Below are 20,473 nucleotides of genomic sequence, written 5' to 3' on the forward strand. Positions count from 1 at the left end.
GGTCGAACATCCAGAGCGCCAGCCCCAGCGTCCACATGTTCTTGCAGCGCAGCGCTTCCTTGTTGCCGAGCCCGAACGGCTTGACCGCATCGAGCGTCAGCTGCGAGATGTTGAAGCTCATCAATTGCCACTTGTCGAGGCTGCCGTCGGTCAGCGGATTTGCGTCGTACTTCGCCTTGGCGAGGTTGCGCTCGCCGAACTCGCCCTCGTCGGCGATGATCAGCCCGCCGGCTTTCAGCGCCTGAACGTTCGTCTTGAGCGCGGCCGGGTTCATCGCCACCAGCACGTCGGGCTGGTCGCCCGCGGTCTCGATTGCGGTCGACCCGAAATTGATCTGGAAAGCGGAGACGCCGAACAGCGTCCCCTGCGGCGCGCGGATCTCCGCGGGAAAATCGGGGAAGGTCGCAAGGTCGTTACCCGCCAGTGCGGTCGACAGGGTGAACTGGCCACCAGTCAGCTGCATGCCGTCGCCGGAGTCTCCGGCGAAGCGCACCACGATGGAGTCGGCTGGGGGATGGGCCGAGGATTCGGCGGGAGTCACTTCGTGGGCGGCGGTTGCCATTCTTGCTTCCTGTCGGACGTCGTTGGCGCGCTCTCTAGGTCCGGGGCGCTGCAGTACCAACGTAGAATGATCTCGCCTCGCCGCAACCCGGCTTTGCCCAAACGGGGCCTAAACGGGCAGCGGCACCGCTGCGAAAGCCCGCCCAAGCGCCATGATCGTCGCTACGTGCCGCGTCGCGATCTCGTGCGCATCGTTGCCATAGCCGCCGCCGACGGTGCTCGCGACCGGAATACCGCGCGTCTTCATCAGCTCCGCGATCAGCCGCTCGCGACGCAGCAAGCCGTCGAGCGTCAGCGACAGCCGCCCGAGGCGGTCACCGTCGTACGGGTCGACGCCTGCCTGATAGAGCACGATCTCCGGGCGGAGTTCGTCGAGCAGCGGCACCAGCGACGACTCCAGCTGCTCCAGATAAGCATCGTCACCGACACCGTCGGGCAGCCCGACGTCGAGCGTCGAGCGCGCCTTGCGAACCGGGAAGTTCTTCTCCGCATGGATCGAATAGGTGGCGATGCCCGGTCGTCCGGCGAGCAGCGATGCGGTGCCGTCGCCCTGGTGGACATCGCAATCGACCACCAGCAGGCGGGCGACGGTGCCTTCCTCGATCAGCCGAACCGCCGCGATCGCGAGGTCGTTGAACACGCAATAGCCCGCGCCGGTATTCGCGAGTGCATGGTGGCTGCCCCCGGCGGTGTTGGCCGCGAAGCCGTGCTCGAACGCGAGCATCGCCGCGAGCCAGGTGCCGCCGGGCACCGTGACCGCGCGCGCCGCGACCTCGGGCGTGATCGGAAAGCCGATCCTGCGGGTCTTCTCGTACGGCACCCGGGCCTCGATCACCTCGGCGACATAGTCGGCGTCGTGGACCGCCTCGAGCCACTGCCGCGGCATCGGCTCGGGCTGGTGCCACGCCACCGCGGCTCCTTCTGCCAGCAACAGGTCGCGGATCAGGCCGTTCTTGTTCCAGCGATAGGTCGAGCGCGCGGGCGCCGGGGCGACATAGGCCGGGTGATGGACGATCGCGATCACGCCGCATAGATAGGCGCCGACAGCCCCGCGCCCAAGCGGGCATTGGAGAGCCGCGCCATGACCGATACGTTGATCGACTCTCCCACCGTAGCCGCAAATCCGACGCCCTTCGTCCGCGCCGACGTTCGCGGCTTCCTCGATTACCTCAACGCCGCGCCCGGCCCCAAGACTCACGAACTCGACGCGCCGACCGCGCGACAGATGTTCACGATGATGGGCAGCGTCGCCGAACTGCCGATCGGCGAGCTGGCGACGATCGTCGACCTGTCGATCCCCGGTCCCGCGGGGGGGATCCCCGCACGCCTGTTCGACGTCGCGGCATCGCGCGAGCCGGGACCGGCGCTGGTCTTCTATCATGGCGGCGGCTTCGTCATCGGCGACATCGACACGCATGCGAGCATCTGCGCGGAGATGTCGCGGGTGTTGAACCTGCCGGTCGTCTCTGTCGACTATCGGCTCGCGCCCGAACACGCCTGGCCCGCGGCTCCCGACGATTGCGAGGCGGCGACGCGCTGGGTCGCCAGCAGCCCGGGCGAGCTCGGGCGCGTGGTGACGAGCCTGATCGTCAGCGGCGACAGCGCCGGCGGCAATCTCGCGATCGTCGTGGCGCTGGCGTTACGCGACGATCCCGCCGCGGTGCCGGTGATCGTGCAGGCCCCGATCTACCCCGCGGTCGACATGACCCGCGAGTTCCCGTCGTCGACCGCGTTCGGCGAAGGCTATCTGCTCACCCGCGACACGTTGAAGTGGTTCGCGGACGCCTATGCCGCCGACATCAACCACGCCCGCACCTCGCCGCTACAAGCCGATCTGCACGGCTTGCCGCCTGCGGTGGTGATCACCGCCAGCCTCGATCCGATCCGCGACCAGGGCCGCGCCTATGCGGCCGCGCTGATCGAGGTGGGGGTGCCGGTGGTATTCCGCGAGGCGGTCGGCAACATCCACGGCTTCGTCACCATCCGCCAGGCGATCCCCTCCAGCCAGGGCGATGTCGCCGCCTATCTCGCGGCGCTGAAGACGATGATCGTCGAGGCCGAGGCGCACCGCGTCATGGCCCAGGCAGCCGGCTGACGACGAGCGAAGGACTCAGATGACCGATCTAGCCTCCTTGCCCTATCGCCCCTGCGCCGGGATCATGCTGCTCAACCGCGACGGCAAGGTGTTCGTCGGCCAGCGCGTCGATTCCACGTTGGAAGCCTGGCAGATGCCGCAAGGCGGGATCGACGAGGGCGAAGATGCCGGGGCTGCGGCGCTTCGCGAGCTCGGCGAGGAGACCGGGATCGCGCCCGATCTGGTCGAACTGGTCGCGGTCGCGCCGGACGAACTGTTCTATGATCTGCCGCCCGAGATGATCGGCAAGGTCTGGAAAGGCCGGTGGCGCGGCCAGCGCCAGCGCTGGTTCCTGTATCGATTCCTGGGCGAGGACCGCCACGTGGACATCGCGACCGTGCATGAGGAGTTCCGCGCTTGGCGCTGGGCCGACCCCGCCGACCTGCCGACGATCATCGTGCCGTTCAAAAAGGCATTGTACGAGGCGGTCTTGGCCGCGTTCGCGCCACATCTCGACGCTGCCGCATCGCGGTAACGGCTTTTCGCGACGATTGTGGGCCTATAGGAAGCGCGCGTGCCTTGCTTCCCTCGCCTCTCCTTCGTGTTGCTCGGTGCTGCCGCGCCGTTGCTGCTGGGCAACGCCGACGTTGCGTTGGTGGACGACAATGCCATCCCGGTCCCGGCCGGGATCAAGGCGATGCTCGACGCGGCGCTGGCATCGGGCAACGAGGGCGAGGTCTCGACGATCGTCAAATATGCGCGGCTGGCCGATCCCGCGAGCGCCGACGTGGTGCTCGGCATCGCGGAGAAGTGGCGGAGCGATCGCGCTGCGGAACGCAGCAAGACGATCCGCGAGGCCAGCATGTTCGATCTATGGTCGGGCCGCGCCGAGGTCGGCGGTTTCCTGACGACCGGCAACTCCGATACGCTGGGGCTTACCGCGGTGTTGGCCGCGACCCGCGAAGGGCTGCGCTGGCGACACAAGTTCCGCGCGCAGGCGGACTACAACGAGAACCAGGGGATCGCGACGCGCGAGCATTACCTCGCGTCGTACGAACCCAACTTCAAGTTCGACGACCGGCTCTACGCCTATGGGGCGGCGCAATACGAGGGCGACCGCTTCCTCGGCTATTACGACCGCTTCTCGGCGTCGGCGGGGGTCGGCTACAGCGCGATCAAGTCGCCCGCCGTGCGGCTCGATATCGAACTCGGCCCCGCGTTCCGACACACCTATTTCACCGACGAGACGGTGCAGAGCAGCGCCGCCGCCCGCGGCACGCTCGCGTTCAATTGGCGCTTGCTGCCCGGCCTGTCGATCAACCAGCAGGGATCCGCCTATGTCCAGCGCTTCAATTCGACCCTGAGCGGCACCACCGCGCTTAACGCCCGTCTGATCGGGCCGTTGTCGGCACAGGTGTCGTACAACGTCCAATATGAGAGCATGCCGCCGCTCGGATCGGTATCGACCGACACGACGAGCCGAGCGTCGCTGGTCTATAGCTTCTAGGCGAGCGTATCACCGCGATTTGACCGCTCCGCTTTCCCCTCTAGGGATGAAGCATGAGCGCCATGTCACACACCGAGGCCAAGACCGTCGAGCGCATCGACCAGCCGGCGATGCTCGCGCAGGTCGAGGCGTGGGCCGCGGTCAACAGCGGCACGCGCAACCTTGCCGGCGTCGCGCGCATGGCCGCGTCGCTCGCGGATGCCTTCGCGGTACTACCCGGCGAGATCACGCTGGTCGATGCCGACCCGGTCGAAAGCGTCGCCGCCGATGGCAGCGTGTCGATGCTCGACCATGGTCGCCATCTCCATCTGTCGGTCCGCCCCGAGGCCCCGACCCGGATGCTGTTCACCGGACACATGGACACCGTCTACCCGGTCGACCACCCATTCCAGACGCTCACCGACCGCGGCGACGGCACAATCAACGGCCCGGGCACCGCGGACATGAAGGGCGGGCTCGCGGTAATGCTCGCGGCGTTGTCCGCGGTCGAGGCCAGCCCTATCGCCCCGCGCATCGGCTACGACGTGGTGATCAATTCCGACGAGGAGACCGGCTCCTTCTCCTCCGCCGCGCTGCTCGCCCGCACCGCGCAGGGCAAGGTCGCCGCGCTGACCTATGAACCCGCGCTCGCCGACGGCACGCTGGCGGGGGCACGCGGGGGCACCGGCAATTTCTCGATTGTCGTTCGGGGGCGCAGCGCGCATGCGGGCCGCAATCCGGAGGACGGCCGCAACGCGATCGTAGCGGCAGCCGATCTCGCGGTGCGGCTCGCCAAGGCGCGCGGCCCTCGCCTCGCGGTCAATCCGGCTCGGATCGACGGGGGCGGCCCCAACAATGTGGTGCCCGATCTCGCCGTGCTCCGCGTCAACTTCCGCCCGGCAACCCTCGACGACATCGTCCGCGCGCAGGCGCATATCGACGGCGCGGTGGCGATGGTCGCGGCCGAGCACGAGGTCCATGTCAGCGTGCACGGCGGCTTCAACCGTCCGCCCAAGCCGATCGACGACGGGGCCGCCAGGCTGTTCGAGCTGGTTCGCGCCGCGGGCGGCGATCTCGGGCTCGACATCGGGTGGCGCGCGACCGGCGGAGTGTGCGACGGCAACAACATCGCCGCGGCGGGAGTGCCGGTGGTCGACACGATGGGCGTGCGCGGGGGTGCCATCCATTCTTCGGAGGAATTCATGATCGTCGACAGCCTGGCCGAGCGGGCGGCGCTGTCCGCGGTTACCGTGCTGCGGATCGCCGAAAGGGGCGGCCTGTGAGCTTCCGCATTCGCGCCGCGGTCGACGGCGATCTCCAGCACCTCTACGAGATGGCCAAGCTGACCGGCGGCGGCTTCACCAACCTGCCGCCCGATCGTCGCGCCCTCGCCACCAAGGTGGAGCGCAGCGCCGCCGCTTTCGCCCGCGACGAGATGACGATCGCGGACGAGCTGTTCGTGCTGGTGCTCGAACATGTCGAGACCGGCGAGGTGCGCGGCACCTGCCAGCTGTTCACCCAGGTCGGGCAGCGGCATCCGTTCTACAGCTACCGGCTCGGCACGCTGACCCAGCATAGCGAGCATCTGAAGCGCACCTTCCGCGCCGAGATGCTCGCGCTGACCACCGATCTCGAGGGAGCGTGCGAGGTCGGTGGGCTGTTCCTCCACCCCGGAGAGCGCGCCGGGGGGCTCGGGCTGTTGCTGGCGCGCAGCCGATATCTGTTCATCCGTGCGCACCGCGCGCGCTTCGCCGACCGCATCCTGGCCGAGCTGCGCGGGGTGATCGACGAGGCGGGCGGATCGCCCTTCTGGGACGGGCTCGCCGGCCGCTTCTTCGGGATGAACTTTCAGGACGCCGACCAGTTCAACGCGATCAACGGGCACCAGTTCATCGCCGATCTGATGCCGAAGCACCCGATCTACACCGCGATGCTGTCGGAAACCGCGCGCGCGGCGATCGGCCTGCCGCACCCGTCGGGACGCGCGGCGATGCGGATGCTGGAGAATGAGGGCTTCCACTACGAGAATTACGTCGACATCTTCGACGGCGGTCCGACCATGACCACCCGCACCGACCGGGTCCGATCGATCGCCGAAGCCCGCGAGGCGTCGATCGTCGCGGTCGATGCGGATGGCGGCACCGACTCGCTCATCGCCACCGGGCGGCTGGCGGACTTCAGATGCGCATTCGGCAAGGTCCGCCCGGTCGGCGACGGGATCGTACTGGCGCCAGATTGCGCCGCAGCACTCGGCGTCGGCGAGGACGACGTCGTGCTCCACGTGCCGAGGCTCTGATGCTCCGCGAGATCAATTTCGACGGGATCGTCGGGCCGAGCCACAATTACGCCGGCCTGTCGCCGGGGAACCTCGCGGCGACCCGCAACGCCGGTCGCGGCTCGCAGCCCCGCACGGCGGCGTTGCAGGGGATCGCCAAGATGCGCGCGAACATCGCGCTCGGACTGAGTCAGGGCATCCTGCTGCCCCATCCGCGTCCCGATCATCGCTGGCTCGACGAGCTGGCGACGACCTATGACGATGCGCCGCTGCACCTGAAGGCGCAGGCGCTGTCGGCATCGGCGATGTGGGCGGCCAACGCCGCGACCGTCTCACCCGCGCCCGATACCGCTGACGGCCGTTGCCACCTCACTGTCGCCAACCTCGTGACGATGCCGCACCGCAGCCACGAATGGCACTGGACGCTGGCGCAGCTACGCCAGGCGTTCGCCGATCCGGCGTTCGTCGTACACGGTCCGGTGCCGGCGCCGTTCGGGGACGAGGGCGCCGCCAACCACATGCGCCTGTGCGACGGCCATGATGCCGCCGGGGTCGAGGTCTTCGTCTACGGCGTCGCAGGCGGCCCTTTCCCTGCCCGCCAGCACCGTGAGGCGAGCGAGGCGGTCGCGCGCGCGCATCGGCTCGATCCCGCCCGCACGCTGTTCGTGCGCCAGTCCGACGCCGCGATCGCGGCCGGCGCGTTCCACAACGACGTCGTCGCAGTCGCCAACGAACGCGTGCTGTTCACCCACGAACACGCCTTCGCCGATCGCGACGGGTTCTACGCCGACCTGCGCCGCCTGCTGCCGAGCGTCGAGATCGTGGAGGTCCCCGCGAGCGCGGTCAGCCTTGCCGACGCGGTGTCGTCCTATCTGTTCAACGCGCAGCTCGTGACCACCACCGGCGGCATGGCACTGGTCTTGCCCGGTGAGGTCAGCGCCGCCGTCAACGTGCGCCGCTGGCTAGAGACCATGATCGCGGGCAACGGCCCGATCCGCCGACTTTCGATCGTCGACGTGCGCGAGTCGATGGCCAATGGCGGCGGCCCGGCATGCCTGCGCCTGCGGGTCGTCGCCGATCCCGCGACGGTCGATCCGCGCTTCCTGGTCGACGACGTTAAGCTCGACCTGATTGAACAAGTCATCGAACGGCATTGGCCCGAACACATCGCGCCCGATGCGATCGCCGACCGTGCGCTGATCGCCACGATCGAAGCCGCGACGGCATCGCTCTACGCCGCGCTGGACGTGCATACCTAGATCAACGCGCGGCGTTTACAGGGAACGTGCGCTCGCCGCGGCGGTTAGGTCCTGATCCCGATCAGGGCCGGCAGAGGCGAAAATCAGCGTGAACGATCAAGGACATGATGCGACCAGCCCATGGCGGATGCCGCTTGCGGGCTGGATCGCGGTCGCCAAGCGCACCTGGGCGGAAACCAGCGCTGACAATGTCGGGCTGATCGCCGCCGGGGTCGCGTTCTACGGGTTCCTGGCGATCGTGCCGCTGCTCGGCGCGATGGTGCTGGTCTACGGCATCGTCGCCGATCCGCAGACGGTGATGCGCGACATGATGCAACTCACCTCCGTGATGCCCGCCGACGCCGCGAAGCTGGTCGGCGAACAGTTGATGAACGTCGTTAGGACGTCGGACGGCAAGAAAGGCTTCGGGCTGCTGCTGGCGCTCGCGCTGGCCCTGTTCGGCGCGCGCAACGGGGCGGGTGCGGTGATCACCGCGCTCAACATCGCGTATGAGGAAAAGGAAAGTCGCGGTTTCCTGCGGGTCAACCTGCTCGCCTTGGCGATGACCGCAACCGCGGTGATCGTCGCGATCATCGCGCTGATCGCGATCGCCGCGCTCGGCCATCTCGAAAGCCTGCTGCCCGCCGCGCCAGGGTTCGTCATCGTCGCGGGCAAGGTCGCAGCCTATGTCCTGCTGCTGCTTGCCGGGGCAGGCGCGGCGGCGACGCTGTACCGCTACGGCCCGGCGCGGCGGCGCGCGGAATGGGTGTGGCTGACGCCGGGTTCGCTGCTGGCAGCCTTGCTCTGGCTGGCGCTGACGATCGGCTTCGGCATCTATGTCGCCAATTTCGGCAACTACAACGCGACCTACGGATCGCTCGGCGCCGTCGTGGTGACGCTTACCTGGCTGTACCTGTCGAGCTACATCCTGATCTTCGGCGCGGAGCTCAATTCCGAGTTGGAGCATCAGACCGCGCAGGACACCACGCGCGGCGATGCGCCGGTCGGCGAGCGCGGCGCTTGGGTCGCGGATCACGTCGCGAGCGACGACACCGCCCGAAGACAACCGGCCGACGAGAAGCCGACTTCCACGTCGACCGGAACCCGCGCCGCCTTCGCCACCAGCCGTGCAGGCAGCAACGCCGCGCATTTGGTGGGGCTGCCCAAGGTGGGCTGGTCCGGGTCGCTCGCCGCAACGCTCGGCCTGAGCCTGCTTCGGCGCGGTAGCGCTGGGCCGGGCGCGGCGCTGCTCGGCGGCGCCGCCGCGCTGGCCTGGATCGGGCGCAAGCGGACGCCGCCGATCGATAAGCGGATCAAGGCGGTGCTTTTCGATGTCGACGGCACGCTGGTGGACAGCAACGAATTCCACGTCGAGGCATGGGTGACCGCGTTCGCCGAACGCAATCTGTCGTTCGATCCCGACACCGTCCGCGGCCAGATCGGCAAAGGTGGCGACCTGCTGGTGCCAAGCCTGGTGCCCGGCGCAACCGACGGTTTGATCAAGGCGCTCAGCAAGCGCCACGGCGAGATCTTCAAGCAACGCTATATCGATCGCGTCCAGCCCTTCTCCGCCGCCGCGGCGCTGATTCAGGCGGTCCACGACCGCGGGCAGAAGCCGGTGCTCGCCTCGTCCGCCGACGGCAAGGAGGTGTCGCATTACGCCAAGCTGCTCGATATTCGATCGATCCTAGCGGCCACTACCAGCAGCGACGACGTCCGCACCTCCAAGCCCGCCGGCGACATCTTCGCAGCGGCCCTGAAGAAGGTGGCGCCGCTCAAGCCGGACGAGGTAATCGTCATCGGCGACACGCCCTACGATGTCACAGCGGCGGCCAAGTGCGGGATCGCAGCGATCGCGGTGCGATCGGGTGGGTTCTCCGACGCGGTGCTGCGCCGCGCGGGGGCGGTAGCACTCTACGATGACGTCGCGGCATTGCTCGCGGACTATGACGCATCGCCATTGGGACAATGAGCATTCCCGACCATTGGCTGCCCGAATCGTACATCCTGATCGTCACCGGTTTCGGCCTGCTGGTCGCACTCGTCGCGTGGCTGCCGCTCGCGCTCAAGCGCCTCCCTCTGTCCTTGCCGATCGTGTGCATCGCGCTCGGCGCGGCGATCTTCTCGTTTCCGCAGGTCACGCTGCGCCCGCTGCCGATCCTTTACCCTGAGATCACCGAGCGTTTCGCCGAGTTCGTCGTGATCATCGCGCTGATGGGCGCCGGGCTGAAGATCGATCGGGTGTTTCACTGGCGCCACTGGGGCGTGACGTGGCGATTGCTCGCGATCACGATGCCGCTCGGCATCCTCGCGATCGCGGCGTTGCTGTGGTCAACGCTCGGACTGCCCTGGGCCGTGGCGCTGCTGCTCGCCGCAAGCCTCGCGCCGACCGATCCGGTGCTCGCGTCCGACGTCCAGGTCGGGCCGCCCAAGACCGGCGAGGAGGACGAGGTCCGCTTCGGCCTAACCTCGGAAGCGGGGCTCAACGACGGCTTCGCCTTCCCCTTCGTCCATCTCGCGATCATCCTGGCGGCCACCGCGGGCACCGAACCTTGGTTCGGCGAGTGGCTCGGCTATCGCGTCTTCTGGGAGATCGGCATCGGCGTCGCCGCGGGATGGGCGATCGGGCGTACCTTCGGCTGGCTGACCTTTCACGTTCCCGCGGAGACCAAGCTGGTCGCGACCGGCGACGGGCTGATCGCGATCGCCGCAACCTTCGTGTCCTACGGCCTGACCGAGATCATCCATGGCTATGGCTTCCTGGCGGTGTTCGTCACCGCACTGAGCTTCCGTCACACGCACCGCGAGCATGAATTTCAGCGCGACATGCACGACGTCACCGAACAGATCGAACGCATCGCGATGATGGTCCTGTTGTTGCTGTTCGGCGGCGCGCTGGTCAGCGGTCTGCTCGCGCCGGTATCGTGGATCGACGTCGCTGTCGCGCTGGTCATCCTGCTGGTTATCAGACCGGTGACCGGCTTGATCGGACTAGCCGGCCTGAAGGCGGATCGCGGCGAGCGGCTGACGCTGGCGTTCTTCGGCATCCGCGGCGTCGGCTCGATCTATTATCTGGCTTACGGGCTGAACCATGCGGATATCGCCGCGGCCGAACGACTCTGGGGACTTCTCGGTGTCGTCGTGCTGTTGTCGATCCTCCTGCACGGGCTGACGGTGACGCCGATCATGCGCTCGCTCGACCGCCAACAGGGCCGCGATCCCGACGCGGATGATGCTGCGACGACATGAAATTGTGCAGTGCAGCAACGAACCGATTGGCGTAACGTTGGTCTCATGATGGTCGCTGCTAGCGACCGAGGAGCGACACGATGCGAATTTCCGAAACCCTGGCGAAGCTGGCCGCCAACCGCCTGCCGACGCAACCTGCCACCAAGGGATCGAGCCGCCTGACCCCGCTGACCGGGTTCGGCAGTAACCCGGGCGCGCTGACTGCGTGGCAGCACGTCCCCGCCGGCCTGGCGCCGGGAGCGCCTTTGGTGGTCGTCCTGCACGGCTGCACACAGACCGCGGCTGGCTACGATGCCGGCACCGGCTGGTCGACACTGGCCGATCGTGCGGGTTTCGCGCTGCTATTTCCCGAACAATCCCGCAGCAATAACATGAACTTGTGCTTCAACTGGTTCGAATCGCTCGACGTCGTCCGCAGCGGCGGCGAGGCCGAATCGATCGCGCAGATGGTCGACGCGATGGTCGCCGCACATGGCCTCGACCGCGACCGGATCTACGTCACCGGCCTGTCCGCAGGCGGTGCGATGACCACGGTGATGCTCGCCACTTACCCCGAGATGTTCGCGGGTGGCGCGATCATCGGCGGGCTGCCCTATGGCGGCGCGCCCGGCGTGTCGGCGGCGCTCGGCCGAATGGCGGGGCGCGAGGATCGCGGCACTGCGGCGCTGATCGAGTCGGTCGCGCGGGTATCGGGGACGAACGCAGGGCGCATCCCGACCGTCTCGATCTGGCACGGCGGCGCCGACCCGACGGTGGCCGTAGCCAATGCCGATCACCTCGCTGCGCAGTGGCGTGGCGTTCACGGCGCAGGCGCCGCACCCGCCAGGGTCGAGCATGGCGCGGGCTGGGAGCATAGCAGCTGGAGTCACGGTGGCCGGGTGGTCGTCGAGACCTGGCGAATCGCTGCGATGGGACACGGCGTGCCGATCGATCCCGCCGGCCCAGATCGTCTCGGCGCGGTTGGGCCCTATATGCTCGATGCCGGGATCGACAGCACCGCCGCGATCGCGCGATCCTGGGGGATCGTGCCGGCCGGTGCTCAGGCCAAGGCACCGACGGCAGCACGCCGCCTGACGCCGGAGCCAGCGCCAAAGGCAGCGGCACGCGCGACCGCTTCGCCGCGTCCTCTGGTCGCTGCGGGCGTCCAGAAGGTGATCGAGGACGCCATGCGCGCCGCCGGCTTGATGAAGTAGCTTCGACCGCCCTCGCTCCCACCCACTCCGTCGCCCCGCCTCAAGTCCAGTACAGGATCCGCGCCTGCGGCAGCATGCGCGCGATCTCCGCCTCGAAGAACGACCGCAGCGCGCGCATCGTGTCGGCGTCGTAGACGTACTTGAGGGACCCGAACTTGGTCCGCTTCTCCGCGCGGTTCGGGGCGCCCATCTCGAGGTCGGAGCCGGGATACCAGCTTTCGAGCACCGACTTAGACGTCGGCGAGTACCGGTGGGTGATGAGCTCGATCGTGAGGTCCGGCACATCGGCCAGCAGCGCCGCGGCCTGCGTGATCAGCGCGGCATAGGCTTCCTCCCAGCCGGGCGCGGCGATGATCGGGGCGACCGTCAGCCCGACCGGATAGCCGGCCGCCGCCATCCGTGCCAGCGCCGCCAGGCGCGCAGCGACTGGGCTGGTGCCGCCCTCGAACCGCGCGAACGGCGCCGGATTGACCGAGGCGCGCATCCGCGTCCGCCCGGCATGATCGAGCCCGAGCAGCGGTTCGACCGCGGCAAACTTGCTGGTGAAGCGCAGTTGCGCGCTCGCCTCCCACTCGCCGAAATAGCGGATCGTCGCCGACAACGATCCGGTGAGATGCTCCAGCGCCAGCGGATCGGTGTAGCAACTCGCCTCGAAGGTCGTGCCCTCATGCGCGCGCCGTACCGAACGCGACGTGACCTTGCCGGTGCCGAGATGCGGCGGTAGTTCGGCAAGGATCTCCGGCAGATTGGCATAGGCGCGCGTGATCGGTGGCCCCTTCAACGAGCCGGCGAGGTAGCAATAGCTGCAATGCGCGGGGCAGCCCTCAGCGAGATCGACCCGCCAATCCGCCGACGGCGCGATCGGCTGCAGCCGACGCTTGGAGGGCGACGCGACGACCACCGCCAGCGTCTGCTTGGCAAGCGAGTAGGCGCGACGCTCGTCGTCGGGGAAGGCCAGCCCCAACCGGTCCGACGCGAGGACCTCGACATCGATCCCGAGCGCTTCGGCCCGCGCCGCGATCGCCCGGCCATGCTCCCATTCCAGCGCCGACCGCGCGACCAGCACGCGCTTGGGCCGCCACGATCGCGCGGGCGGATCGGCTGCGGCACGTTCGGGGGGCGCGGTAATGGCGAGGGTTTCCATTCTCGGACAACGCCCACCGGGCGATCGGGTTACATGCGTACGAATGAGAACGCCCTATCCTTTCCGTGCGTCCGAATGCGCGTTGCTGGCGTTGGGACATCACGACAGGAGAGCCACATGTCCGATCAAGATAGCGCCACAAGCGACGCCGAGGTCATCAAGCTTGCCGAGGCTGAGCGCGACGCCGGCGTACCCGACATGCAGACCGCGGAAGCGGCGGCCGCAGCCAAGCGGCGCTTGGACGAGTCACAAGACGATCCGAGCTGATACACTCTGCGGACCAACGAACTTGATGGAGACGACGATGACCGACGAACCCGACAGCATCGATGCCGCAGCCGACGCCAGCGTACAGCCGACCATCGCCGATGCGGTGACCGACCCTACGATGGTCCCAATGGACGACGATGCCGGCGGGCCGACCGCCGACAAGGACGACATGGAGCCGAGCGATGCCGAGGCAGCCGCTCCGCTCGGCGAGCTCTCCTGAGCCATGGCCGATCCCGACCACCCCAACCCGGCCGCCGACCCGACCAACCTGGTCGAAGGCGCCGCCGACCAGCAGAATACGCCCGATCTGGTCAAGAAGGTCACGCACGAAGTCGATACCGACGACATGTTCGTCCAGGGCGGCGAATAAGCGATATGGCGGCGCATCGTCGATGACGGGGCGATGCCGCCATAGCGTTGCGTCGCTGCGATGCTAGCGATCGTCCAACCGCCGCCCCTGCCCGATCGGCCGCCGCTGCTCGCCGTCCGCTCGCTCGGCAAGTCGGTCCCGGGACCGCGGCGATTGTTTCGCGGGCTCGATCTCGATGTCGCGGCCGGCGAGCTGGTGGCGATCATCGGTGAGTCCGGGGTCGGCAAGTCGACGCTGCTCAACATCCTCGCCGGACTCGACGATGCCGACGAAGGCAGCGTCGCGATCGACGGCGTCGTCCTTGGCAGGCTCGACGAGACCGCGCGCACCAGGTTGCGCCGGGAGCGGATCGGGTTCGTCTTCCAGGCCTTCCACATCCTGCCCTATCTCACGCTCGCACAGAACGTCGCGCTGCCACTCGCCCTGATCTCGCCCGATGCCGATGCCGCAGCCGGACGCGCGCAGGCGATGCTCGACGCCGTCGGCCTCGGCGGACGCGGCAACGATTACGCCCGCGATCTGTCGGGTGGCGAACTGCAGCGCGTCGCGATCGCGCGCGCACTGGTCCACCGCCCGGCCCTGATCCTCGCCGACGAACCGACCGGCAATCTCGATCCCGAGACCGCCGAGCGGGTGCTGGCGCTGTTCGCCGCTGCGGTCCGCGAGAATGGCGCCGCGGGCGTCATGGTCACGCATTCCGCAGCCAGCGCGTCGATCGCGGACCGCGTGCTGACGCTTGGCAGCGATGGGCTGATCGATCGCAATGGCGGCTGAGCCGGGGTCGTGGTCGGGCCGGCTCGCGCTCGGCTGGCTGATCGCTGGCGAGTGGCGCTTCCACCCTGCCCGCTTCGTCATGACCGCGGTCGCGATCGCGGTCGGCGTCGCGCTGGGCTTCGCGGTCCACCTGGTCAACGGTTCGGCGCTGGCGTCGTTTGACGGGGCGATCCGCGGGGTCAACGGCGCCGCCGAGCTATCGATCACGGCGAGCAGCCCGCTCGGCTTCGACGAGCAGATCTATCCGCGCGTGATCGGTGCAGCGGGCGTTGCCGATGCAAGCCCAGTGGTGCGCCTCGACGCGCGGATCGGATCGACGCGGCTGTCGCTGCTGGGGGTCGACGTGATCCGCGCCGCGGCGGTGACCCCGACGCTGATCGGCATCAGGCCGCGCGGGCCGGACGCCGGCAACGACGCGGCGTTCGATCAGGAGGCGCTGTTCCTGTCGCGTGCTGCGATGATGCGGGCCCGGGTGGCGGTGGGTTCTCGGGTCACGGTGATCGCGAACGGCCGATCGGTGCCGCTGCGGGTGGCGGGCACGCTGCCCGCCGCGGGCGATGCAGCGGCGATCGGCGTGATCGACATCGCCGCGGCGCAATGGCGGTTCGGCAAGCTCGGGCGAATCGACCGGCTGGATCTCGCCTTGAGCGATCGCGCGACCGCGGAGACGGCGCTCCGGGCGTTGCTGCCAGCGGACGCGATCCTGTCGACCGCGGAGGCACAAGGCGCGCAGGGCGAGTCGCTGTCCCGTGCTTATCGGGTCAATCTCGACATGCTCGCGCTCGTCGCGCTCCTGACCGGCGGCTTCCTGGTCTATTCCGCGCAGTCCTTGTCGGTGGTCCGCCGCCAACGTGCCTTCGCGCTGCTGCGAACGCTGGGCATGCCACGCGGCGGGGTGATCGCGGCGGTCGTCGTCGAAGGGCTCGCGATCGGGCTGGTCGGCGCAGCGGTCGGTCTGGTCGCGGGCTATGGCCTGGCATGGGCGGCGCTACACTGGTTCGGCGGTGATCTGGGTGCGGGCTATTTCAACGAGGGGCCCACGCGCGTCGTGTTCCAGCCCGTCGCAGCAATGGGCTTCTTCGCGCTCGGGCTGGTCGCCGCCTGCCTCGGCAGTGCGCTGCCCGCCCGCGTAGCCGCGCGGGCTGCCCCAGCGGCGGCGCTGAAGAACGCCGGCGACGTGATCGACCCGCGGCGGCGGATCGCCTGGTGGCCCGCAGCGGCGTTGCTGGCCGCGGGTGCGGGCGCGTCGCTGTTGCCCGCGATCGAGGGGCTGCCGTTGTTCGGCTTCGCAGGTATGGCGTTGATGCTGGCGGGCGGCGTGGCGGGCGTGCCGTGGTTCGCGCGCACGCTGCTCGCGCCGCTGGCACAGCGGGCGCACCGCAGCGTTCCCGCGCAACTCGCGATCCGGCATCTCCACGGCGCGCCGAGCGAGGCGGCGACGGCGCTGTGCGGGATCGTCGCGTCGACCGCATTGATGATCGCGATGGCGACGATGGTGACCAGTTTCCGCGGCGCGGTGGACGATTGGCTGGGCCAGGTTCTCGGGGCCGACCTGTACATGCGGACGACCGCCGGCGCGAGCTTCGACCCTGCGACGCGCGCTCGACTGGCGACTACGCCGGGCATCGCCAGCCTGGCGTTCAGCCGACAGCTGCCCCTCACCATCGCCGCCGATCGTCCCGCGATCAGCCTGATCGCGCGACCTGAGCGGAACGGCCGCGATCCGCTGCTTGTACTGATCGATCGCGCGCCGGCGCTTCCCGCGGGGGCGCTGCCGGTGTGGGTCTCGGAACCCGCGCAGCGGCTCTACGGGTGGGACCCTGGCGAGACGATCGTGCTGCCGATCGCGGGGCGGACGCCTTTCTTCGTCGCGGGCGTGTGGCGCGACTACGGGCGGCAGGCGGGCGCGGTGCTTGTCGACGAAGGCGACTACCAGCGGTTGACGGGCGACGACGGGCGCGACGAGATCTCCGCGACGATCGAGGGCGGAGCCGACGCCCCGCGGGTGGCGAGCGCCCTCACCGCGCGGCTACCCGTGGCCCTGCGCGATCAAGTCGAGGTGACCTTGCCGGCAACGCTTCGCAAGCTGGCGCTGACGCTGTTCGACCGCAGCTTCGCGGTGACCTATCTGCTCGAGGCGGTCGCGATCCTGGTCGGGCTGGCAGGGGTCGCCGCGACGATGTCGGCGCAGACGATCGCGCGCGAGCGCGAATTCGGCATGCTCCGCCACCTCGGGCTGACGCGGCGCCAGCTCACCGACATGCTCGCGATCGAAGGCGCGATCGTCGGCCTGACCGGCGCGCTCGCCGGGATCGGGCTGGGGCTGATCCTTGCGCAGGTGCTGATCCACGTGATCAATCCGCAGTCCTTCAACTGGACGATGGCGACCCGCATCCCCCTCCGCACGCTGATCGCGGTCGCGGCGGCGTTGACCGGTGCGGCGGCGGTCACCGCGGTGCTCGCCGGACGCCGCGCCACCGCGGCGAGCGCGATCCAGTCGGTTCGGGAGGATTGGTGATGCGGGCGTCGTTGATGATCGGGTGGCTGGCGGCGATCGCCGTGGCTGCGCCTGCGGCGACGCCGTATCCCGCGGTGCGGCCCGGCATCGTGCTGCGCTTCCCCGCCGACCATGGGGCGCACCCGCTGTTCCGCACCGAATGGTGGTACGTCACCGGATGGCTGCGCACCGCAACGGGCGAGGACCTGGGCTTCCAGGTGACCTTCTTCCAGACGCGACCACCCGGCGACGCTGGCAACCCCAGCCGTTTCGCCGCGCGGCAGGTGCTGTTCGCGCATGCGGCGCTATCGGCAAACGGAAGGCTGCTCCACGGCGAGCGCGCGGCGCGGGGCGGCTTCGGGCTGGCCGGCGCGCGGACCGGCGATGGCGACGTCGCGATCCGCGACTGGCGGTTGCGGCGTGTCCCGGATGGCCGCTGGCGCACCCGGGTCGCGGCGGACGGCTTCGCACTGCAACTCGACTTCCGCCCGACCCAGCCGCCGCTGCCACAGGGGCAAGGCGGCTACAGCCGCAAGGGACCGCGCGTGGAGGAGGCCAGCTATTACTACTCCGTTCCGCACCTGCGGGTCAGCGGAAGCGTCCGTCGCGGCACGCGGGTCGAGCCCGTCACCGGCGAGGCGTGGCTCGACCGCGAATGGTCGTCCAACTACCTCGCGCCCAATGCGCAGGGCTGGGACTGGACCGGGCTCAACTTCGACGATGGCTCCGCGCTGATGGCGTTCCGGATCCGGCGCAAGGGCGGCGGGACGGTGTGGGCAGGCGGATCGTACCGCCGCCGCGACGGCAGCGTGACGGTACTGTCGCCGCAGGACGTGACCTTCCGCCCGCTCGCCACATGGCGGAGCGCGGCCACGGGCGCGACCTATCCCGTGACGCAGGAGGTCGGCATCCGCGTCGGGCCGCGGATCATGCGCTGGCGACTACGACCGCTGTTCGCAGCGCAGGAGCTCGACGCGCGACGCAGCGGACTCCCGGTTTATTGGGAGGGCGCGGTCCGGACCAGCGGGGGTCGCGGCTATCTCGAGCTGACCGGCTATGATCGCGCGCTCGAGATGTAGACTTGGGCCTACCGAGCGGCGCCGAGCGCATCGAGGGCACTGGTCACCACGCCGCGCATCTGCGGATCGCGCGTGATCTCCAGCATCGCGGTGAGACTGCGTCGCGCCGCGGGCACGTCGTCGTCGATATGCTCCAGTCGCGCGCGCTCCCACCAGGCCTGCCCATAGTCGGGCGCAATCAGCGTCATGCGGCCGTATAGATCGAGCGCGCGGCGCCCCTTGCCCGCCTGCTCCGCACGCGTCGCCTGGTTCGTTAGCAAACGCACGAGCACGGCGCGATTCGGCATCGCGGCGACATGGCGAACCGCGGCGCGCTGGCCCGAGTCGGTGGCTGTCAGCATCGCCGCGAGCTGATCGCGATCGACACGGGCGCCGCCGCGGAACGGATCGACGATCACCGGCGCGGCATCCTCGCCCAGCAGGACGAGGACATGGCCGGGGACGTCAAGGACGTTCGCCATCCAGCCCAGCCGCCGGGCAGCGGCCACGTAAAGTATCGACAGCGCGACCGGCAGGCCGCGACGACGCTCGATCACCTGGATCAGATCGGCGTTCGCCGGATCGTCGTATGTCTCCGCGTCGCCGGTGAAGCCATATTCCTCGGCGAAGACGCGCGACAGGGCCTCGGCATGGTCGTGCGCGCTGGCGGCGTCACCGGCGCCCTCCTCGAGGCGGAGCGACAGACTGCCGAGCATCTGCTCATATTCGTCCGGATCTGCGTCCGGATGATCGAGCAGCGCCAACGTGAGCGCGGCTTCGTCGAGCATGATGTCGTCGTCGTCGACGAGCCCGAGGCGGATGAGATCTTCCTGCATCGCAGACAGATGGGAACGCGGCCTCACGCTGCAATGCCGTGGCGGCGGCGAAGCCATCGAATTGTCGAGCAGCCCGACAGGGCGACTCAGGCGGCGCCGTGCTCGAGGATCTTCTCGGAACCCACTTCCAGCTGGCCGATGAGTTGGCGGACATGATCGAACGTCGCGCTCACCTGCCGGACCGCGCCGTCGAGCGCCGCGGCGTTGACGTTCACCGCGTCGATGCCCTCCGCCATCTGCCGCGCGGCCAAGGCGGTTTCGTCGATTGCCGCGCCGATCGCGCTGACATTGACCTGCTGTTCGACGATCATCGAATGGATGTCGACCGCCTGACCCTGGACCTTGCTGAGCCGATGCTGGATCGATCCGTTCGCCTCGACCACCTGTGCGGCGGCATTGCGGATGCCGTCGACTTTGCCTTCGATGTCGTTCGCGGCGCGCGTGGTCTGCTCGGCGAGCGACTTGACCTCCTGCGCGACCACGCTGAAGCCCCGCCCCGCGTCGCCCGCGCGTGCCGCCTCGATCGACGCGTTGAGCGCGAGCAACCGCGTTTGCGATGCGATGTCGCGGATCATGTCGAGGATCGACGACACCGCTTGCGAATGCGCGCCGAGGTTTGCCGACAATTCCGACGTCCGACGCGCATCGTCCGACGCGGTGCTGGCACCGCGTGCAGCGGCTGCAGCCTGGTCGGCCATGTCGCCGATCACCACCGTCAGCGACGCCGCGGTGGCGGCTGCGGAGGACATCGCGTCAGCGGATTGATGCGCAGCGATCGCGAAGGCGCCGATGTTGCGTCCGGTGGCGTCGCTGGCCGCTTCGGCATGAACGCCGGTCTGGCTCACCGTCGCCGCCGCGTCGGCGATCTGCCGTACCGTGTCGACGATCTCGGTGCGGAACTCGCGCGCCTTCTCTTCGCGCTCCCTGGCGAAACGTTGGAGGTGTCGCGCCGGGGTGACGTTGTCGTAGATCAGGATCGCGCCGCGCCCGGCCAACGGCCGGTGCCCGACCCTGATCACGCCGCCGTCGTCCAGGTCGTGATCGAGATCGCGATCGATCCCCTCGCTCTTCCACAGCCGATGATTGTCGATCACGCGCGCGATCCGATCGGGCGCCCAGCCGACACCCTGGCCGACATGGGTAAGGTAGATGGCCAGCGTGTCGCCCGGCTGGACTTGACTGGGCGCGATGTTGAACAGCAGACAGGCCTGATCGTTGATCGCCTCGATTACCTCGTTCTCGTCGAGGATAACGATGCCGCCACTGATGTGGCGCAGCGCTAGATCCAGCAAGTCGCTGGACGCCACCGAAAGGCTGGTAGACAGCTGCAACGACCTCTCCGGCACGCGTCGGCCACACATGCGCCGACGAGCGCACTTGTAGGCCGCGATGGTAAAGAGGTGGTTTACCGCCGGAGTGGAAACACTCCGTCGTGCACAGCAAGTCCT

General features: G+C 68.8%; 20 protein-coding genes. 15 read left to right on the top strand and 5 right to left on the bottom strand.

The features are described 5' to 3' along the window. Positions 1-562 (bottom strand): 2-oxoacid:acceptor oxidoreductase family protein (locus ACFE77_RS10210; protein WP_375421533.1); only part of this gene is annotated, 562 nt, incomplete at its 3' end. Between the two features lie 108 nt (positions 563-670). Continuing rightward, the gene (locus ACFE77_RS10215) at positions 671-1,585 is read right to left on the bottom strand and encodes a histone deacetylase (protein WP_375421534.1); all 915 of its coding nucleotides are present in this window, start codon (positions 1,583-1,585) and stop codon (positions 671-673) included. Between the two features lie 57 nt (positions 1,586-1,642). Here ACFE77_RS10215 and ACFE77_RS10220 point away from each other — a divergent pair, with 57 nt between their 5' ends. From ACFE77_RS10220 to ACFE77_RS10260, 9 genes are all read left to right on the top strand, one after another. Then, a complete protein-coding gene (locus ACFE77_RS10220; RefSeq protein ID WP_375421535.1) occupies positions 1,643-2,656 on the top strand; it encodes an alpha/beta hydrolase in 1,014 nt (337 codons plus the stop codon). A gap of 19 nt (positions 2,657-2,675) precedes the next feature. After that, positions 2,676-3,170, top strand: coding sequence for an RNA pyrophosphohydrolase (locus ACFE77_RS10225; protein WP_375421536.1), 495 nt, complete (start codon positions 2,676-2,678; stop codon positions 3,168-3,170). A 39-nt stretch (positions 3,171-3,209) separates the two neighbouring features. Beyond that, entirely contained in the window at positions 3,210-4,142 is a 933-nt protein-coding gene (locus ACFE77_RS10230; protein ID WP_375421537.1) for a YdiY family protein, read from the top strand. 53 nt (positions 4,143-4,195) lie between these two features. After that, positions 4,196-5,404, top strand: coding sequence for a hydrolase (locus tag ACFE77_RS10235; protein WP_375421538.1), 1,209 nt, complete (start codon positions 4,196-4,198; stop codon positions 5,402-5,404). Next, a complete protein-coding gene (locus ACFE77_RS10240; RefSeq protein WP_375421539.1) occupies positions 5,401-6,417 on the top strand; it encodes an arginine N-succinyltransferase in 1,017 nt (338 codons plus the stop codon). The genes ACFE77_RS10235 and ACFE77_RS10240 overlap by 4 nt, the downstream gene beginning before the upstream one ends. Further along, complete coding sequence (locus ACFE77_RS10245) at positions 6,414-7,655, top strand: N-succinylarginine dihydrolase (RefSeq protein WP_375421572.1); 1,242 nt, start codon at positions 6,414-6,416, stop codon at positions 7,653-7,655. Before ACFE77_RS10240 ends, ACFE77_RS10245 begins: the two co-directional genes overlap by 4 nt. An 88-nt stretch (positions 7,656-7,743) precedes the next feature. Beyond that, the gene (locus tag ACFE77_RS10250) at positions 7,744-9,606 is read left to right on the top strand and encodes a YhjD/YihY/BrkB family envelope integrity protein (protein WP_375421540.1); all 1,863 of its coding nucleotides are present in this window, start codon (positions 7,744-7,746) and stop codon (positions 9,604-9,606) included. Continuing rightward, positions 9,603-10,883, top strand: coding sequence for a cation:proton antiporter (locus ACFE77_RS10255; protein WP_375421541.1), 1,281 nt, complete (start codon positions 9,603-9,605; stop codon positions 10,881-10,883). Before ACFE77_RS10250 ends, ACFE77_RS10255 begins: the two co-directional genes overlap by 4 nt. Positions 10,884-10,963: 80 nt before the next feature. Further along, entirely contained in the window at positions 10,964-12,076 is a 1,113-nt protein-coding gene (locus ACFE77_RS10260; protein WP_375421542.1) for an alpha/beta hydrolase family esterase, read from the top strand. A 40-nt stretch (positions 12,077-12,116) separates the two neighbouring features. Here the strand turns inward: ACFE77_RS10260 and ACFE77_RS10265 are convergent, their stop codons facing one another. After that, a complete protein-coding gene (locus ACFE77_RS10265) occupies positions 12,117-13,220 on the bottom strand; it encodes a spore photoproduct lyase family protein (RefSeq protein ID WP_375421543.1) in 1,104 nt (367 codons plus the stop codon). Positions 13,221-13,337: 117 nt separating this feature from the next. Here ACFE77_RS10265 and ACFE77_RS10270 point away from each other — a divergent pair, with 117 nt between their 5' ends. The 6 genes from ACFE77_RS10270 to ACFE77_RS10295 are packed head-to-tail and all read left to right on the top strand — an operon-like array spanning position 13,338 to position 18,210. Continuing rightward, on the top strand, positions 13,338-13,487 hold the full coding sequence (locus tag ACFE77_RS10270) for a hypothetical protein (RefSeq protein ID WP_375421544.1): 150 nt from the start codon (positions 13,338-13,340) through the stop codon (positions 13,485-13,487). 37 nt (positions 13,488-13,524) lie between these two features. Continuing rightward, positions 13,525-13,710 (top strand): hypothetical protein, encoded by a 186-nt coding sequence (locus ACFE77_RS10275; RefSeq protein ID WP_375421545.1) that lies wholly within the window; start codon positions 13,525-13,527, stop codon positions 13,708-13,710. A 3-nt stretch (positions 13,711-13,713) separates the two neighbouring features. Continuing rightward, positions 13,714-13,860 (top strand): hypothetical protein, encoded by a 147-nt coding sequence (locus ACFE77_RS10280; RefSeq protein WP_375421546.1) that lies wholly within the window; start codon positions 13,714-13,716, stop codon positions 13,858-13,860. Positions 13,861-13,920: 60 nt separating this feature from the next. Continuing rightward, positions 13,921-14,634, top strand: a complete 714-nt coding sequence (locus ACFE77_RS10285) for an ABC transporter ATP-binding protein (protein WP_375421547.1) — start codon at positions 13,921-13,923, stop codon at positions 14,632-14,634. Continuing rightward, positions 14,624-17,152 (top strand): FtsX-like permease family protein, encoded by a 2,529-nt coding sequence (locus tag ACFE77_RS10290; RefSeq protein ID WP_375421548.1) that lies wholly within the window; start codon positions 14,624-14,626, stop codon positions 17,150-17,152. Before ACFE77_RS10285 ends, ACFE77_RS10290 begins: the two co-directional genes overlap by 11 nt. After that, on the top strand, positions 17,152-18,210 hold the full coding sequence (locus tag ACFE77_RS10295; RefSeq protein WP_375421549.1) for a lipocalin-like domain-containing protein: 1,059 nt from the start codon (positions 17,152-17,154) through the stop codon (positions 18,208-18,210). The genes ACFE77_RS10290 and ACFE77_RS10295 overlap by 1 nt, the downstream gene beginning before the upstream one ends. Before the next feature lie 8 nt (positions 18,211-18,218). Here the strand turns inward: ACFE77_RS10295 and ACFE77_RS10300 are convergent, their stop codons facing one another. Then, positions 18,219-19,052, bottom strand: coding sequence for a SirB1 family protein (locus ACFE77_RS10300; protein WP_375421550.1), 834 nt, complete (start codon positions 19,050-19,052; stop codon positions 18,219-18,221). A 59-nt stretch (positions 19,053-19,111) separates the two neighbouring features. Next, the gene (locus tag ACFE77_RS10305; protein ID WP_375421551.1) at positions 19,112-20,356 is read right to left on the bottom strand and encodes a methyl-accepting chemotaxis protein; all 1,245 of its coding nucleotides are present in this window, start codon (positions 20,354-20,356) and stop codon (positions 19,112-19,114) included. Positions 20,357-20,473: the final 117 nt, after the last annotated feature.

It is taken from the genome of uncultured Sphingomonas sp. (genome assembly GCF_964243315.1).
Taxonomy (GTDB): domain Bacteria; phylum Pseudomonadota; class Alphaproteobacteria; order Sphingomonadales; family Sphingomonadaceae; genus Sphingomonas.

Excerpts from the sequence above, each read along its gene's own strand:
- ACFE77_RS10220 (WP_375421535.1), top strand. The coding sequence starts at position 1,643 with ATGACCGATACGTTGATCGACTCTCCCACCGTAGCCGCAAATCCGACG.
- ACFE77_RS10225 (WP_375421536.1), top strand. The coding sequence starts at position 2,676 with ATGACCGATCTAGCCTCCTTGCCCTATCGCCCCTGCGCCGGGATCATG.
- ACFE77_RS10235 (WP_375421538.1), top strand. The coding sequence starts at position 4,196 with ATGAGCGCCATGTCACACACCGAGGCCAAGACCGTCGAGCGCATCGAC.
- ACFE77_RS10255 (WP_375421541.1), top strand. The coding sequence starts at position 9,603 with ATGAGCATTCCCGACCATTGGCTGCCCGAATCGTACATCCTGATCGTC.
- ACFE77_RS10260 (WP_375421542.1), top strand. The coding sequence starts at position 10,964 with ATGCGAATTTCCGAAACCCTGGCGAAGCTGGCCGCCAACCGCCTGCCG.
- ACFE77_RS10265 (WP_375421543.1), bottom strand. The coding sequence starts at position 13,220 with ATGGAAACCCTCGCCATTACCGCGCCCCCCGAACGTGCCGCAGCCGAT.
- ACFE77_RS10270 (WP_375421544.1), top strand. The coding sequence starts at position 13,338 with ATGTCCGATCAAGATAGCGCCACAAGCGACGCCGAGGTCATCAAGCTT.
- ACFE77_RS10275 (WP_375421545.1), top strand. The coding sequence starts at position 13,525 with ATGACCGACGAACCCGACAGCATCGATGCCGCAGCCGACGCCAGCGTA.
- ACFE77_RS10280 (WP_375421546.1), top strand. The coding sequence starts at position 13,714 with ATGGCCGATCCCGACCACCCCAACCCGGCCGCCGACCCGACCAACCTG.
- ACFE77_RS10285 (WP_375421547.1), top strand. The coding sequence starts at position 13,921 with ATGCTAGCGATCGTCCAACCGCCGCCCCTGCCCGATCGGCCGCCGCTG.
- ACFE77_RS10290 (WP_375421548.1), top strand. The coding sequence starts at position 14,624 with ATGGCGGCTGAGCCGGGGTCGTGGTCGGGCCGGCTCGCGCTCGGCTGG.
- ACFE77_RS10295 (WP_375421549.1), top strand. The coding sequence starts at position 17,152 with ATGCGGGCGTCGTTGATGATCGGGTGGCTGGCGGCGATCGCCGTGGCT.